The sequence below is a fragment of the Marinobacter sp. Arc7-DN-1 genome, assembly GCF_003441595.1.
Classification (GTDB): Bacteria; Pseudomonadota; Gammaproteobacteria; order Pseudomonadales; family Oleiphilaceae; genus Marinobacter; species Marinobacter metalliresistant.
Genome location: NZ_CP031848.1, coordinates 380,303 through 396,576, shown reverse-complemented (window position 1 = coordinate 396,576; position 16,274 = coordinate 380,303). Strand labels below are relative to the sequence as shown.

Below are 16,274 nucleotides of genomic sequence, written 5' to 3'. Positions count from 1 at the left end.
ACGAATTAGCGAACGTTTATTGAGGATTGACTTGAGCATCTGGAGCCAATGGTTGAGACATGAAGTTTAAGCGCAAGACAAAGCAATATATTAAGTTTGTTGTGGTCGATATTATTATAGTGCTAGCAGCTGGGTTTTCCTTTATTGGCGTATCGGCCCTTGCCGGCGCTGATCTCTCAAAAGGAGACTACATCAGGGATGTAACACCCCTTTTCCTCGGTGGCTTCAGTGTGATTGTTGCTTTTACGCTTCTGAAGATAAATATCGATGAAAACCGGAAACAGGCGAAACGTGACAGAGACCTACAGGTGAGACCTGTAGTTACCTTGAGAGTAGTTGACGGTGACCAGCTTGGGAAAAACCTCGAGAAACTCGAAATGTATTGCCCATTAGAATCTGAAGAAGAAAACGAGTTTAAAAGCTTTTTTCTGGAAGCAGAAAATTTCGGGCAAGGGCCCGCGTTAGAGGTGATCTTAATTTTCGTAAGCGATCCCCTTGATCAAGACTTTTTGGCCAGTGGTGGTATCGAAAGTATTAAGGTGAACGAGAAAGTGGCGGCACATGTAGAGATGGAGATGCCAAATGGCTTTTCCGAGCAAATTATATCAGTTTGCTCCGACATCTATGGTCATCGTCATTTTGGTTTTCATACTCTTTGGCTAGACGACGATCTCAACATATATGTGCTTTCAAATTCCTACCAAGAGTATGGAGAATGGTTCTTCAAAAGAGACATGTTTAAAACGATGATGAGCATCCCATGTTCTAAAGAAAACGTCAGTGGTTCTTTGGCGTAGTTGTTACAGGCTCAACGGGTTAATCAGGAAAAAGCCAAACTGTCCCAATAAATTGAAATTTGGAGAATTGCTTAACTGGGCATTAGTGAATCGCTGGTCCGCCCTCAATCTGAGTTGCGAAGTTTGGTGACCTCAGTGGACGGAATCCACCCAGGTCACCGAAGGATCAGTTCAAAACAAAGTAATTTAGTCTATTGAACCGGAGTTTGGTTTTCTTCCAAGACGTTCAATCAAGTCCCGAACATCTTCAGCGCTCAACCCCTTTGCATCCATGATTTCGCGTAGCTCATCCTCTGGCCTTGGGCCATCTTCATAACACCCTGAGTCGAGGTTAAACCATTTTCCGTCTGCAATCTGAATGTCGGTAACTCGTCGATCACCATGTTTCCGCAGCGAAGCACGATTCCTGATTGATTCTTCAAACACCGACTTACGACTGGTTTCACCATGGTTTATGAAAACAGTGGTTTCCCGCATCTTATCTGTGAGTCCTTCCAGGTTAAATATGTGATCAAGAAGCTTTGCTTGGTCTCCGTGTGCAGAATAGTAGTGTGACATTTCGATGACTTCGGCACCGGTGTGGTCACTTTCAGGGTCCAGGGCATTTGAAACAAATTTTTTGCCAGCTGAGCTTGCCGACATAAAACCTGTTGTGACCACAGTGTTTTTGGGATCCCTGCCAAGTCGTTTCAAATAGTGCTTTGCCGGTCCGTGGTCGCACATGCCTGAGCTGGCGATTATGACGTCAGCCCAATCTCTCGCCCGACTTCCGTCTTTGCCGCCTCCTGTTACTGGAACAATTTCCAAACCGGGTAGCGTGACTTTTCGGCCTGAACCCAAATCAGAGAATATCTTGGAAAGCTGATCGCCCGTCATGCCAATCCGCTCTGGAAGCTCATTGTTTAAATATTGGTACTTTCCAGATGAGACACGGGCATTCAAGTGTTGCCCATAAACGTTGCACAACTTTATCGCCAGAGAGCTGTGCAAAGCGACTCGCAATGGTCTGCCGTCGCAAAATATCGGCTCATCCTCGCAAGCCTCATCCTCGGCCAGCCAGATAATATCTGCGATAAGCTCCTGAGCCCGGTGAAACGAGAAAGTTGGAATGAAGACTTTCCCCCCTTTGCTGAAGATCGTTCCTTCAACAACAGCGGATAATGAAGCCAATCTATTTTGGGCGAGTTTGTAGGCCTTCTCACGGACTGTTGCGCCATAGGTCGACTCTACGACCAGGTAGTCCGCGTTCGGAAAAGGTTCAAAACCGTCTTTCATCAGGGGAAGGTAGCAATTGGTTTTGTCTTGGCACCCAATGTCCCCACTGAAACAAATACTTTTCAGAACCGGCTGACCGCTCTCGTTTTTATCGTTTGTCTGCCAGGCAACCGAAATCATGGCGGCACCCAGAACGTGACTGCTGCGCAAAAAGTTGACGCTGAGCCCATCCGATAGCCGCAGCATGTCTTTCCATGCAAAGTTGTGCCGGTCGATGGCGTGCCATTTAATCTGATCAACGTGCTGTTGAGAGTAGTCCTCCTGCTGTCGCGCTGAATCCTCTAGAAGCAGTTTTGCGACATCCCGCGTTGCTGAGGTGCAGTACACATGTCCCCGAAAACCTTCTTTGACTAGGCGGGGTAGGAGTCCGCAGTGATCAATATGGGCGTGGGTCAGCAGGACATACTTAATCTCAGAAGGGCAGAAAGGGAATTTCTCGTAATTTTTGAATTGTGTGTCGTGGGTCCCTTGGTGCATCCCACAGTCTACTAACAGCTGGGTGCCCGAAGCTTCGTGTTTGAGCCAAGAACAGGAACCTGTTACGCCATCGATAGCACCGACAAATTTAACCTTCATAATATTTTTCCTCAAAACGATTGGTTGGATCAAAGAGGGCTTTAACGCCCGGTGATCAGAATCAATCAGTGCAATGCACTACCAACCCCTGTGAGGAAAAAACTTCACTTGTTTCGAAATAAATCTAGTAAATCACTGAATTCATGGGCTTCTCTAAGCTTTCGATCTATCTCCGTTTTGAGGGCAAACAACTCTGGGCTGCCAGAAGATATCTGAGAGGACAGTTCCTGGGCTGTTTCCCAGTCTCCGTTTAGGTAAGCAAGAAGGAACGAATCCGAAGGTTCTAATGATGCCGCCTGGGCGAGGAGGGCGTGTAGGAGGGTGGTATTGTCACCCAACGCAACCTGAGGCAACACATGAAATGGATTTGGCATTAATTCCCGACGCAAATCCCGTTCGTTATTGGCAAGAAATGAGGCCATCTGTTCTGAGGACTGAGACTGAAGCGCTTGGCCTAATACAGATCCGCGATCGGTCAGCACTCGCCTGACGACTGTCGCGCACTGACTGCGGTACTGTTGATCTTCAAAGATCCTTTTGACGTCTTTTGGATTTGGAAACACCGCATTCAAAATCAACGCATTGTGAAGGGCGTTGCTTTGGTCAGCCTCCAAATAAACCGATTTCCGATCAACCTTGAGTTCTGTTCGAACAGCGATGAGCTTGTTGCGGACGAAAGACATAGCCTTGTTCTTTAACAATGGGCTCTCTTTCGCAACGTCTATACCAAAAAGTTTGCGAATGGCTTCGGGGATTGAAAGCCCCTCAGTATCCACAGGCATACTCTTCAAGAATTTCGAACGTTGTGGTAGTCGCTGATTCTCGCTGAGTCAGAGTCAATGAGGCGATTCGTTTGGCGTTTTCAAACCACCCCGCATCGCCCTCACAATATTCTTCATACGCATCTGAGAATTGCTCAAGGACTCCAATACAGTAGCCAGCACGAAGCGCTTCAGAGAGCGATGTCCTGTAAGCCGCCAAATAGCCCGTTTTTTCATGCGAGGAAAAGACATCAACCGCTTCCTGGCAAGACTGAACCAATAGATTGGCATCCCTGTATTGAAAAGGGGCTTCTTTGGCGAAGAGGGCTTGGGGCGCGATCAAAATGGACAGCCCCAGAATGGCCGAATGCAGCTTCACATTGTATCCTTACGATTTTCTGTCGGTTGAAGGGGAGAGAGTAGGCGGTTCTGCTTCAAAGCGGTCGCTTTCGTTGTCGTCGGTTTTCTGAACCGCTGATGGTTTATGACTTGCCAAGTTTGTGCCTGATAGAGCAGGCAATGGCGTTGCGCCGTAAATCGCGACGATGAAGATGCAAAAAATGCTATACAAAAGTAGGTCGTCTCCTCCTCCGGAGAGTTGTTCAGTTGCCAAAGTCGGCTCAACCAGGGCCATAGAGGCGAAAACTCCCAACGCCGAAAGAAGCAGCAACGTGACGAAGGTGAGTGTAAACGTGAATCGTTTAAGAAGGGGCCAAAGGGGCGTTTGACTTTGTCTCCCCCGGTGGAAGTAACGCCAGGAGGCCAAGGTAAGCAGCGCCAAAGCAATCAAATCAGCAAACGCTAGATCGTCTTGCCCATAGCTGTATTCGAACGGTGCTAAAACCAGAAGCACATAACTTGATGCTGCTACTACAGCGGTGACGATGAAAAACATCCCGAGAAAGAAGAGCCGTGTGACATGGCCAAAAGCGAGGCTTACTTTATCTATTAATTCCAGCATCAGTAATCTTAAAAAGTTGGAGGAACGGTCATGTGCTTGGCCAAGATAGTTAGTAAACTAGAAGGCGAGATTTTAAGGATACTGGAAGAAACCTTCCCAAGTCACTAACAAACATAGAATTATTGATTAAAGGCTCCGCTCAAAGGTGGAGGGGGTGTATTCGTAACTCTCACGTTAGCCACGCCTTTTCTTCTCCTCGTAGATTTCTTCCGGAGTCTTCCAAGCTTTCAGGATCTCCAGCACGTCGGGAATCCGCGTTAATTCTCGAGCTGAATGTAATCGGTCATGTAGCTGAGCCTTTCTCTCATCTGGGGAATGACCAATCGCGGTCTCCAGCTCGTCGAAGAATTCATGGATTTTCTTGACTCGACACCAATCCGAAATAATTCCTTCGAGCGCTACCGTGCTTTTGGTTACAGCCTCTTGCCGGATCTTATTGTCGTGTTCAATGCGCCACTTCTCTCGTTGGCGCGCCCATTCCTCCCGCTCACGGCGGATCTGTTCCGAGGCCACAGCGAACTCTTCAGAAATTTCGGTCGTCGCTTTACGCAGCTCTCGTGCCACGGTTTTCGCGAACCGGCTCAAATCTTGTCCATCACGAATTTTCCATTCCCGTTGCCACGTGGTTCTGAGATAGGGGCTATAGGCACGAAGGCGGAATTGGCCAGATGGGAAATCACGCTTGCTAGGCCATCGAGAAGCCATCCAGGGTTGGGACTTTTTCAGGTCCTTCGTAGGGGTATATTTACCGTCCACGTAAACAACTTCAACTTCATGACTGTCTTCGATAAGGGTCAGGCCGATAGTGTTAGTGGCCAATTAAAATGACCCACTACTGGCCATTAATTTTGACCCACCCCCGGGTGGCCGTCAGGCCACAGAACCAGCTACTGTCCCCCGCTTTTATCCATGGCCGGGGGCATGTCAGTGAAGGAGTGGGTTGTGATACACAAGATCAAGGCACTGCACGATAACGGCAAAGGGCTGTCGATCCGCGCCATCAGTCAGGAACTGGGGTTGTCCCGCAATACCGTTCGCAAGTACCTGCGGATGGAGGTGGATGCGATTTCAGAACGGTTTGCAGACCCCTCGCGGAGCAAGCGACTCGATGATCACCGGGATTATCTGGTGCATTTGCTCCAGCAGTTTCCCAAGCTCAGCGCCGTCAAGATTGCCCGCAAGCTGCAAGAGAGGGTTGGCGAGTTGTCGGCCTCGGATCGCACCATCCGACGCTATGTGCGGGTGCTTAAGGAGGAAGTGGCCTCGGCCCAGATGCGCTACTACGAACCCATTCTGGACGATGTGCCGGGTGTTCAGTGTCAGGTGGATCCGGGTGAGTTGCGCGGCGTGCTGATCGGTGGCGAAGAGCGGATTCTCCACTTCGTGGTGTTCGTGCTGTCCTTCTCACGGCTGATGTACGTGGGTCTGGCCTTCCGCCCGCTGGATACCCAGACGTTTATCCAGCTCCATGACGAAGCCCTGCGTTACTTCGGTGGCCTGCCAGAGGAGTGCGTCTACGATCAGACCAAGCTGGTGGTGATCAACGAGCAGTACCGGGAACTGACGCTAAACCAACGGTTCCATGAGTATGCCACCACGGCCGGGTTCCGGATCCATGCCTGCGAAGGCTATGACCCGGAGAGCAAGGGCAAGGTGGAAGCTGGCGTGAAGTACGTCAAGCAGGATTGCCTCTACGGTGAAGTCTTCCGGGACCAGGAGCACGTGCGCCAGCACGTGCAGGACTGGCTTGAGAGCGTAGCCAATGTCCGCATCCACGGCACCACCGGAGAACCACCCCGGGAACGCTTCGAACGGGATGAGCGAGAACACCTGGAGGCTTACCTGTCACCAGCTTGCGTGCAATCTGTGGCCCACGAGACACGTCGAGCCGACAAGACCGGCCTGATCGCCTGGAAGGCCAACAAGTACTCTGTGCCCATGGCCTGGCAGCAGGCCCGGGTGGGCGTTCTGGAGTCCGGCGGCCAACTCCACATCAGCGACCTGAACACAGGGGAAGTCATTGCCAGCCATGCTCTGTGTGCCGATAAAGGCAAGGTAATCAAGAACACCCACCACTACCGGGATCATGCCCAGCGGGTGGCCACCCTTGAGGGTAAGATCAACGACCTGATCGGCAGTGACATCGGGCCACGGTTGTGCCAACAGCTCAAGCGTTCCGAGCCCAAGATCTACAAGGACCAGCTGGTGGCTGCCCGTGACCTGCTCAAGCGCCATGCGCCCGTGGATCCGGCATTAATTACGACGCTGGCAGAGCGTCCCGGCATGACCGCGACACGGCTGCAAAGTTATCTGGAAGCAGCCCAGGCCGCCGTTCTCCGGGAGCGACAGCCGGAACCGCTATCGGAACCAAAAGAAACACTGGATCTGAGCGCTTACCGCCATATTGGCCGCTCCAGTGGCCAGGGGGTGACCCATGAGCCAGCTTGAACAGACCGTGGCCCGTTACCGCAGCCTGCGCCTGAGCGCGGCCGCCGACGAACTGACCAACCTGCTGGCCGAGGCTGAAGCCAACGAGATGTCCTATCTCAGCTTCGCGGACCGGCTTGCCGAGCACGAACTGACCCAGCGCCAGGACAAACGCATCCGCCGGAACCGGAAAATGGCTGCGTTCCCAGCGGAGAAGCGCCTGGAGGGCTTCGACTACCGGCACCAGACCACCATTACCAAACGCCAGGTCAATGCCTTGCTGGACTTCCAGTTCATCGACGAGCGAAACAACCTGGTGTTCATCGGTCCGCCCGGTGTAGGCAAGACCCACCTGGCCATCGGCATTGGCCACAAAGCTGTGGAGGCCGGCTACCGGGTGCTGTTCCGCAACGCTCTCGATCTGGTGGAAGAACTAGAGCTGGCCGAGATGAAGGGTGAGCTGAAAAAGCGGGTCAGCCAACTGGCCAAGTACGACCTGCTGGTCATCGATGAACTGGGTTACCTGCCCATGACGCGGCAGGCCCGGTACAACCTGTTCCAGCTGATCAACAGCCTGTACGAATACCGGTCCATCATCCTCACCACCAACAAGGACTTCACCAGTTGGGGCGAGTTCTTCCACGACGACAACGTGGCGGTGCCGATCATTGATCGGGTCATCCACCATTCACACATCTTTATGCTGGGAGGAGAAAGCTATCGGCTGAAGCAGAAAACGACAGGCTAGACTATGAAAGGTGGGTCAATTTTATTGGCCAAAGGTGGGTCAAAATAAATGGCCATTGACAGATAGCAACGGATCCGAGGTAGACGAGGGTAGAGCGCCCTGGTGACCAATGGTTCACGTCATAACGATCTTTACCGCCTTGAGGCCGATCATCAACCTGAGGTCTGTGAAACTGTTTATTCGAGGCTTCGAGCCTGGCCTCCCAACCTCGCCTTTCAAACTCTAAAAACACCGTGTTCACGATTTTCAGCGCGTTATCGAGCTGCTGAGAAGAGGTTATGATATCAACGAGGTTCCACTTGTAAGGTTTGAGATATCCGTTCCCCGTCTCACGCCCCTTGAGAAACATGTCCCGAGCGCCTCGAATCAGTGGATGTATTGAATTGCCGGGCATGCTTTTCTTTCGACTGGCCCGTCGCTTACAGGATTTGAGTGGTTTTGGCTCAACAACATTCTTGGTAGGGTCCATTGCGCCGGATCGGCACCAGATCAAATCATGATCTGGCGTGGCACTGGGAAGAGTGGGCACGGAGACTTTGTGGCCCGCTGCTAATTTACTCCAGTGCCCACGTTCGGGTCTTGGAACATTGAGCTGAGTGCAGACGCGAGCTAAATAGCTGGAGGAAACTCCATATTGTTGAGCAACTTTTGTCATTGGAGCTTGCCAAACTTGGTCATACAATTCTTCGCGACTCACGTCTGAATATTCCATATTCTGCGTCTCTCTAACGATTTCATAGCATTACTGCGCAAAAGCTCCAAAACAGGCACAATGGAGTGGGCTACACTTGGGATTAAAAATATAGCCTAGAATTAGAGTCTTACCTTATGGCATAGCCTCAGCGTATGACGATTAGCTTGCCGGGATAATCTTTCGAGCCTATCGCCAGGCCGATGCTCATCAACGACACCTAAAAGACTGCGGACAATGGAACGAATTCTGATTACATGGATAGGAAGCCACGACTTAGCTGCCGTTGAGGGCGAGAGCCCTGGTCCAGTGTATGCTGCCATTCAGGATGCCAATGCGGCGGGTCGTCCGTTTAAGGCATTCCACTTTCTATACAATTATTCTGAGGAAGTTGTCCGTCCTTATCGTGACTGGCTCTCAGAAAAGCTGCCACCTGACTCTCTGATCTCATACAGGCCGGTTTCGTTATCTTCCCCATCGGCTTATCAGGAAATTTACCCCATCGCTGAAAAAGCCCTGATCTCCGTGGATAAGGATTTCCCCGAGTTTCAACGCACGGTCCACCTGAGCCCGGGCACACCTGCAATGACAGCGGTTTGGATACTGCTGGTCAAAACCAGGTTTCCCTCGGTCTGTATCGAATCTTGGTATGAGAAGGGCTCTGGTAAACAGCATGTCAACTCTGTCGAGCTTCCATTTGATATAGACGCTAGATTCACCAATGAGGCGATTGAAAGATCCGACAATCGACTCATGCGGCTCAATCTGGAAGAAGGCGAGATGCACAACGCCTTCGAAGGCATCGTCACAGAGGGTGGACTTGGGGAGGCTTTAAGAAAAGCGAAAAAGATGGCCATTCGAGACGTGCCCGTGTTGCTCTTAGGCGAGACGGGCACCGGTAAGGAGGTATTCGCAAAAGCAATTCACCAGGGCAGTACCCGCTCTAACGGCGCGTTTGTGGCGGTAAACTGTGGGGCATTGCCCCGAGAGTTGGCTGAGTCATTGCTCTTTGGCCATAGGAAAGGGGCGTTTACTGGGGCGCATCGTGACCATTCTGGCTTTTTCGCCCAAGCCGACCGTGGGACCCTGTTTCTTGATGAGATCGGTGAACTCTCCCTAGACCTTCAAGTAAAGCTTCTTAGGGCACTGCAAGAGAAGACCTACACTCCTGTGGGAGGGGCAGAGTCCCAGAGGAGCGACTTTCGGATCATTGCGGCCACTCATCGGGATTTAATGCAGCGGGTTTCCGAGGGATCCTTTCGTGAGGATTTGTTTTACCGGTTGGCGGTCGGCGTCATCAAACTACCAGCACTGAGGTCTCGTCCAGAAGACTTAGACGGCCTCGTTGACTTTTTAATGGAGCAGGTCAACGATGAGCTGGCGGACCAAAGCGGCTACCAACGTAAAAATATTCATCATTCGGTAAGAGAAATTATCGCATCTCACAGTTGGCCGGGTAATATCCGAGAGTTACGGTCGACTTTACTGCGAGCGGCAGTCTGGACCGATGGTCCTCTTATCGAACCAGCATCCTTTGAAGAGGCCATCCTTGCACTGCCAACATCAAGTCGTGAGCTTCTGGCGGACACCATCACTCAACCCATTGATATTAATGTGATATGTGAAGAGGTTGAGAGACACTACATTCCACTAGCACTGAAACAAACCGGCGGTAATAAAACCAAGGCTGCGAAGCTACTGGGTTTGAAAAGTCAGCAGGTACTGACGAATAAAATGGAAAAACTGGGGATCCTATAAAAACCTGGCACACTGCGTGCGGTAAGTTGGGCATGGACGAAATTATGCAATCACAAAATTTCGAATTTCTTCGAGAGCAATGGCCTGAATTAGCATCCCTTGGAGGATTCGCGGAGCAATACGCTCACGGCGACCCTGAGAGTGCGCTGGTTAAGCTACGAACATTCGGAGAGCGGACCGTTGCAATCATTTATCAGGAACTTTCGCTTCCACGTCCCCCTATGTCTGGCTTTATGGAGCTTTTGAACAACGATGCCCTTGAGGCAGTGACTCCAAAAGTAGTCATCGACAAATTGCATGCCCTTCGAATGCATGGCAACAAGGCAGCTCATGGGGATAGAGCCTCTGTGAACAGTGCTTTGTGGCTGCTGCGTGAGGCATGGGACTTGGGGCGTTGGCTATTGATAACCTACGGGCAAGTGGGTAAACAGCCAGCCGATGACTTTGTTCAACCGACCCCTTCGAAATCAGCGAAGGGCGAGTTCAAAAAGGAGCGTAAAGCTCTACTTGAACAATACGCAAAGCAAGAAGCCCGGATGCAATCACTTCTTGCGGAGCTGGAAGCTGAAAGACAGCGAGCTTCGCAGTTGGAGAAGACTGCGGAAGAGTTAGAAGTAGTCCATCTCAAGGCCGAACGCGCCGCCAACGAACTTCTTTTCGACGAAGCGACAACCCGTAAGCGTCTTATCGACATGCAATTGGCCGAGCATGGTTGGTACGTAGGCGCTAACGGTGGCGATACCGAATCTGTCACGCAGGAAGAAAAAGTCCTTCATCAGCCCACCAAGTCGGGAGAAGGTTCTGCTGATTATGTTTTGTGGGATGACAATGGAAAGCCATTGGCTGTTGTCGAAGCGAAAAAGACCGCAGTGGATGCAGAAAAGGGCCGACACCAGGCACGGCATTATGCAGATGGCCTCGAAAAGATGCATGGGCAGCGCCCGGTTATTTTTTACACCAATGGTCATGATATTTGGATATGGGATGATCATCTTTCACAAGGTTACCCGCCGCGCCGCCTTTACGGCTTTTACTCGAAAACCAGTTTGCAATATTTAGTTCGTCAGAGGCGTGAACGCAAGGCGCTGAATAGTGTTTCACCTCGTCCGGAGATTCTTGGTGAGCGCCTGTACCAGCATGAAGCTTTGAAGCGCGTATGCGAACGCTATGAGGATAAACAGCGGAAGGCCTTGGTCGTACAAGCCACAGGAACCGGCAAAACCCGTTTAGCAATTGCCATCAGCGACGTCACCATGCGTGCCGGTTGGGTGAAGCGCGTACTGTTCCTCTGTGACCGTCGCGAACTTCGTAAACAAGCAAAAAATGCCTTCAGTGAATTTCTATCTGCGCCAGTGTCCATTTTGACCTCTAAGAGCGTTAACGATGACATGAATAGCATCTTTCTCGCTACCTATCCGGCAATGGATAAAGTCTACCAAAGCTTTGACCCTGGTTTTTTTGATCTCATCATTGCCGATGAATCCCATCGAAGTATCTATAACGTCTACGGAGACCTCTTCCGCTACTTCGATGCGTTGCAACTTGGCCTGACGGCAACACCGGTCGAGATGGTCAGTCGTTCAACTTGTCGTTTATTTGGCTGTGATTTCAAGGATCCAACCGCTAACTACTCGTTAGATCGTGCCGTGGAGGAGGAATATCTGGTCCCTTACGAAGTGGTCAAGCACACCACCAAGTTTCTGCGCGAAGGAATCAAAGGCCATGCGTTGAGCGCTGAGGAATTGGCGCAGTTGGAAGAGGATGGTATCGATCCCAACACGCTTGATTTTGAGAGTGGAGAGATCGACCGCGCCATCTATAACAAGGACACCAACCGAAAAATTCTCCAGAACCTCATGGATGAGGGTATTCGTCAGGCAGATGGACAAACCCTTGGCAAGACCATTGTATTTGCCCGTAACCACCGTCATGCAAAGCTACTGGAAGAGCTGTTCAACGAGATGTATCCGCAATATGCCGGAAAGTTCTGCCAGGTGATCGACAACTACGACCCCCGAGCCGAGTCGCTCATCGACGACTTCAAAGGGGATGGCACCAACGATCAGCTCACAATTGCCATCTCAGTGGATATGCTCGATACCGGCATCGACGTCCCTGAAGTTGTCAATCTGGTATTTGCTCGTCCGGTGAAGTCACCGATCAAGTTCTGGCAAATGGTTGGGCGAGGCACTCGCCTCTGCAAAGACTTGTTCGGTCCAGGCAAAGACAAAAGACGATTCCAGATATTTGATCACTGGGGAGTGGTTGAATATCACGGTATGAAACAGCGCGAAGTAACGGTTAGCCAGAGTAAACCGCTCATGCAGCGCCTTTTCGAAGCCAGGCTAGCCTTGGCGAACGAATCTCTCAACAAGGCGGAAGTGGATCATTTCGATACTCTGGCTCAGTGGCTGGCCAAGGCCATCAACGGTCTTAATGAAAAGACTATCGCCGTACGGGATAAATGGAAACTGAAGCGCCAGCTCGGCGAACTGGATGTCATTCGCCAGTTTGCTCCCACAACCATTAACCTGCTTGAGACCGAAATAGCGCCTCTCATGCAGTGGGTTGATATTCGCGGCCACGCGGATGCTTACCAATGGGACTTGCTACTGACTCAACTTCAGTATGAGAAACTGAAGAACAGTGCGCGTTATGAGGATCTGAAGGGCGATGTTCTAAACTTACTTTCCAGCTTGCAGATGAACCTCAACCAGGTCAAAGCAAAAGCTAAAGACATCAAGAAGGCTCGTGAGCCTCAATTCTGGAACGATGCCTCATTAGAGGAAATCGAGACGATGCGTGTGGCGTTGCGTGACATTGTCAGGCATAGAGATAAAGGCACGCCGCCGAGCTATGAGCCTCCAGTAATTGACCTTGCTGACAGCGGAGAGGTGCGAGAGCAGCAGAGCACTTACCTCAGTTCAGTCGACATGAGAGCGTACCGTTCGAAAGTTGAACAGGCTCTTCTTGACCTGTTCGACTCTGACTCGACTTTGAAAAAAATCCGCCAAGGTGAGGGAGTCAGCGAGCAGGAACTGGATAATCTTAACGCTCTTGTGCACACTCGCCATCCAGACGTCGACCTGCACACTTTGCAGAGCTTTTATGGGTCTGCTGCGCCACTGGATCAGATTCTGCGTAGCATCGTGGGCATGGACGCTGAGGCGGTGAACGCCCGATTTGCTGCATTTATCCAGTCGTATCCTTCACTCACGTCCAAGCAAGTGCAGTTCTTGGGTATGCTCAAACGCCAAATTGCTCAAAGCGGTGCCCTTGAGGTCAAGAATCTATATGAGATGCCTTTTGCTGCTGTCGGCGACTTGGACGAAGTGTTTGAAAGTGAGCAACAAATTGAGCAGCTTTTGGCAATTGTGCAGAGTTTCGGAGAACGGCCGGCCACCCAATCTACCTAGAACTATGGACACTGAAGGGAAGGGCGGCTTAGAGATAGTACATTAACACCCTATTGCGGGTTGTTTCTCAGAAACACCGCCGACCCAAAGCAATCATCACGCTTTAACTACAGTCATTCAGGAAACATTCAAAACCTATGATCACCGGCGAACTGAAGAACCAAATCGACAAGCTCTGGCAGGAATTTTGGCAAGGTGGTATTGCCAACCCGCTTACAGTGGTAGAACAGATCACGTTCCTTATGTTTTGCCGCCTGCTCGATATCAACGAAACCCGTGATGAAAAGCGTAGCAAACGCACTGGCCAGACTTTCCGCCGTCGTTTTAATGAGGATCAGCAGCACATAAGGTGGTCAGACTTTATTCACATAGAAGATGCTGAACGCCTTCATATCTTGGTGCGCGACGAAGTCTTCAAACACATCCGTGAGCACAACAGCGACACGCGCTTTGGCGACTACATGAAAGATGCTCGCCTGGCTATCGATAAACCTAGCTTACTTCAGAAAGCAGTTAGGATGATTGACAAGTTGCCGCTGGAGGCGGGCGATACCAAAGGAGATCTATACGAATACCTTCTGAGCAAGCTTACGACAGCGGGCATTAACGGTCAGTTCCGAACCCCAAGGCACATCATCAAACTGATGGTTCGGATGTTGGATCCCAAGCCCGATGAGGTTGTTTCGGATCCAGCCTGTGGTACAGCCGGCTTTCTCGTCGCTGTCTTAGAGCATCTGCTGGAAACTTACACGTCCCCGGAAGGGGTCATATATGAGCCTGTGACGTTGGAGAATGGTAAGACCGAAGACCAACCGATCTACACGGGCGATCTCCTCGACCAGGATCAGTGGGCCCACATCAAAGGAAAGATGTTCCACGGCTTCGACTTCGACGCCACGATGCTCCGCATCGCGGCTATGAACCTCCATATGCATGGAGCTGAAGATCCTGATATCCATTATCAGGACACGCTGGCGCAGAGCTTTGCCGAAAAATTTCCTAAGGCTGAGCGCGATAGCTTTGATATCGTTCTGGCCAACCCACCGTTCAAGGGTAGCCTCGACGAAGACACCATCAACCCCCCCATCTTGCGAATGGTGAAAACCAAAAAGACAGAGCTTCTCTTTATCGCGCAGATTCTTCGGATGCTGAAAACTGGAGGCCGGTCGGCAACTATCGTTCCTCAGGGCGTACTCTTCGGGTCCTCCACTGCTCACAAGGCTTTGCGTGAGCTGCTCATCGAGAAAAACCAACTTGAGGCAGTTATCAATCTTCCGAGTGGGGTGTTTCGGCCGTATGCCGGTGTAGCCACGGCGATTCTTGTTTTTACTAAGGGCGGGAATTCGGACTATGTTTGGTTCTACGACCTGCAAGATGATGGATTTTCGCTCGATGATAAGCGCGAGCGACTCTATGGAGATGATTTTGCAGGTGATCTTCCAAAGGTGCTGGAAGCTTGGAAAACACGCGACAAAGAAATTGCTTCTACCGATAAGAATGACAGGACATCAGCATGTTTCTGGGTCAGCAAAGAGGATATAGCAGAAAATAGTTATGATCTTTCAATTAACCCCTACAAAGAATTGGTCTATCAAGAGGAAGCGTATGACCCGCCAAAGGAAATCCTCGCGAGGTTGCGAGACCTAGAGGCTAAAATTCTAAAGGAAATGGACGAACTGGAGGGTCTGCTGTAATGCAGTATATTACGGCACCAATTATTGACCATGTCGACAAAGTGGAGTCTTGGAATCCAAAATCGATCGGTAGCGATGCTTTTCAATATATCGATTTAAGCTCGGTTGACAAAGAAATGAAGCAGGTTATTCCTGATTCCGTACCTAGACTTCAAGGTCAAGATGCGCCTAGCAGGGCGCGATATATTGTTCGTAAGGGTGACGTGCTTGTTTCGACAGTTAGGCCTAACCTTAATGGAGTTGCCGTGATTAATGAAGAAATGGACGGTGCGACAGCATCAACGGGGTATTGCGTACTAAGGCCTAACAATACAAGTTTAGACTCTCAGTATTTGTTCCACTGGGTACAAACGCCCGCCTTTGTTGAAAAGATGGTTAAGCAGGCAACAGGTGCCAACTACCCAGCCGTTTCAGATAAAATCATAAAGAAATCCCGCATTCCGCTTCCATCTTTTGATGAACAAAAACGCATCGCTGCCACTCTTGATAAAGCCTACAGTTTGCGTCGCAATCGCCTACAGGCAATGCAATTGGCCGATCAACTCTTGTGCGCTGCTTTTTTAGATATGTATGGTGACCCCGTCACGAACCCCAAAGGATGGGACGTCCAAAGGATGGGCGACGTGATAGATTTTAAAGGTGGCAGCCAGCCTCCAAAATCGACATTTGTTAACGAACCTAGAGATGGATATGTAAGGCTTATTCAGATTCGGGACTTTAAGTCTGATCGCTATCCAACGTATATCCCTGCGGAATTGGCAAAAAGACAGTTTGATGTTGACGACGTGATGATCGCGAGGTACGGGCCGCCAGTCTTTCAAATTTTGAGGGGGTTGAGCGGCTCTTACAATGTTGCACTCATGAAAGCTATACCAAAAGGTGGTATTACAAAAGATTTCATCTTTCATCTTCTACGGCTGCCCGCTTACCAGAACCGTGTTATTGCTGCATCGGAACGGACAGCCGGTCAAACTGGAGTTAACTTGAAGTTACTAAATAACTTCGATGTTCCTCTCCCGCCTGTAGAGGCGCAAAAGAAAATCTGTTTGACTTTGTCCCGCTTGGAAAAATTGACTTCGGAAATGCAATCTTTTACCGAAGATGCTTTAGATCTATTCAATGGATTAAGTCAAAAAGCTTTTTCCGGTCTCTTATAAACCAAGGGGTGGT

At 50.4% G+C, this 16,274-nt stretch carries 13 protein-coding genes; 7 read left to right on the top strand and 6 right to left on the bottom strand.

Annotated features, from left to right (window positions below):
- Positions 1–59: 59 nt before the first annotated feature.
- On the top strand, positions 60–797 hold the full coding sequence (locus tag D0851_RS01910) for a hypothetical protein (protein ID WP_117617100.1): 738 nt from the start codon (positions 60–62) through the stop codon (positions 795–797).
- 186 nt (positions 798–983) lie between these two features.
- Here D0851_RS01910 and D0851_RS01905 read toward each other — a convergent pair whose 3' ends face one another.
- From D0851_RS01905 to D0851_RS01885, 5 genes are all read right to left on the bottom strand, one after another.
- On the bottom strand, positions 984–2,648 hold the full coding sequence (locus D0851_RS01905; protein WP_117617099.1) for an MBL fold metallo-hydrolase: 1,665 nt from the start codon (positions 2,646–2,648) through the stop codon (positions 984–986).
- A gap of 104 nt (positions 2,649–2,752) precedes the next feature.
- Positions 2,753–3,424, bottom strand: a complete 672-nt coding sequence (locus tag D0851_RS01900) for a hypothetical protein (protein WP_162893666.1) — start codon at positions 3,422–3,424, stop codon at positions 2,753–2,755.
- Positions 3,414–3,788 (bottom strand): hypothetical protein, encoded by a 375-nt coding sequence (locus tag D0851_RS01895; RefSeq protein WP_117617097.1) that lies wholly within the window; start codon positions 3,786–3,788, stop codon positions 3,414–3,416. The genes D0851_RS01900 and D0851_RS01895 overlap by 11 nt, the downstream gene beginning before the upstream one ends.
- Positions 3,789–3,797: 9 nt before the next feature.
- Positions 3,798–4,370: a hypothetical protein gene (locus tag D0851_RS01890; RefSeq protein ID WP_117617096.1), complete on the bottom strand. Its 573-nt coding sequence runs from the start codon at positions 4,368–4,370 to the stop codon at positions 3,798–3,800.
- 174 nt (positions 4,371–4,544) lie between these two features.
- Positions 4,545–5,189, bottom strand: a complete 645-nt coding sequence (locus tag D0851_RS01885) for a hypothetical protein (RefSeq protein WP_117617095.1) — start codon at positions 5,187–5,189, stop codon at positions 4,545–4,547.
- 123 nt (positions 5,190–5,312) lie between these two features.
- On the opposite strand from D0851_RS01885, the gene istA reads away from it, so the two are divergent.
- Together istA and istB are read left to right on the top strand one after the other, a co-directional pair.
- Positions 5,313–6,818: an IS21 family transposase gene (istA, locus tag D0851_RS01880; RefSeq protein ID WP_162893660.1), complete on the top strand. Its 1,506-nt coding sequence runs from the start codon at positions 5,313–5,315 to the stop codon at positions 6,816–6,818.
- Positions 6,805–7,545, top strand: a complete 741-nt coding sequence (gene istB / locus D0851_RS01875) for an IS21-like element helper ATPase IstB (RefSeq protein WP_092034459.1) — start codon at positions 6,805–6,807, stop codon at positions 7,543–7,545. The genes istA and istB overlap by 14 nt, the downstream gene beginning before the upstream one ends.
- 1 nt (position 7,546) lies before the next feature.
- Here istB and D0851_RS20135 read toward each other — a convergent pair whose 3' ends face one another.
- The gene (locus D0851_RS20135) at positions 7,547–8,257 is read right to left on the bottom strand and encodes a hypothetical protein (protein ID WP_162893665.1); all 711 of its coding nucleotides are present in this window, start codon (positions 8,255–8,257) and stop codon (positions 7,547–7,549) included.
- A 216-nt stretch (positions 8,258–8,473) separates the two neighbouring features.
- Between D0851_RS20135 and D0851_RS01865 the strand changes: the two genes are divergently transcribed.
- The 4 genes from D0851_RS01865 (at position 8,474) to D0851_RS01850 (ending at position 16,261) form a co-directional block, all read left to right on the top strand.
- Positions 8,474–9,994, top strand: a complete 1,521-nt coding sequence (locus D0851_RS01865; protein WP_117617093.1) for a sigma 54-interacting transcriptional regulator — start codon at positions 8,474–8,476, stop codon at positions 9,992–9,994.
- A gap of 32 nt (positions 9,995–10,026) precedes the next feature.
- Complete coding sequence (locus D0851_RS01860) at positions 10,027–13,410, top strand: DEAD/DEAH box helicase family protein (protein ID WP_117617092.1); 3,384 nt, start codon at positions 10,027–10,029, stop codon at positions 13,408–13,410.
- A gap of 137 nt (positions 13,411–13,547) precedes the next feature.
- Positions 13,548–15,104: a type I restriction-modification system subunit M gene (locus tag D0851_RS01855; protein WP_117617091.1), complete on the top strand. Its 1,557-nt coding sequence runs from the start codon at positions 13,548–13,550 to the stop codon at positions 15,102–15,104.
- On the top strand, positions 15,104–16,261 hold the full coding sequence (locus D0851_RS01850; protein ID WP_117617090.1) for a restriction endonuclease subunit S: 1,158 nt from the start codon (positions 15,104–15,106) through the stop codon (positions 16,259–16,261). Before D0851_RS01855 ends, D0851_RS01850 begins: the two co-directional genes overlap by 1 nt.
- Positions 16,262–16,274: the final 13 nt, after the last annotated feature.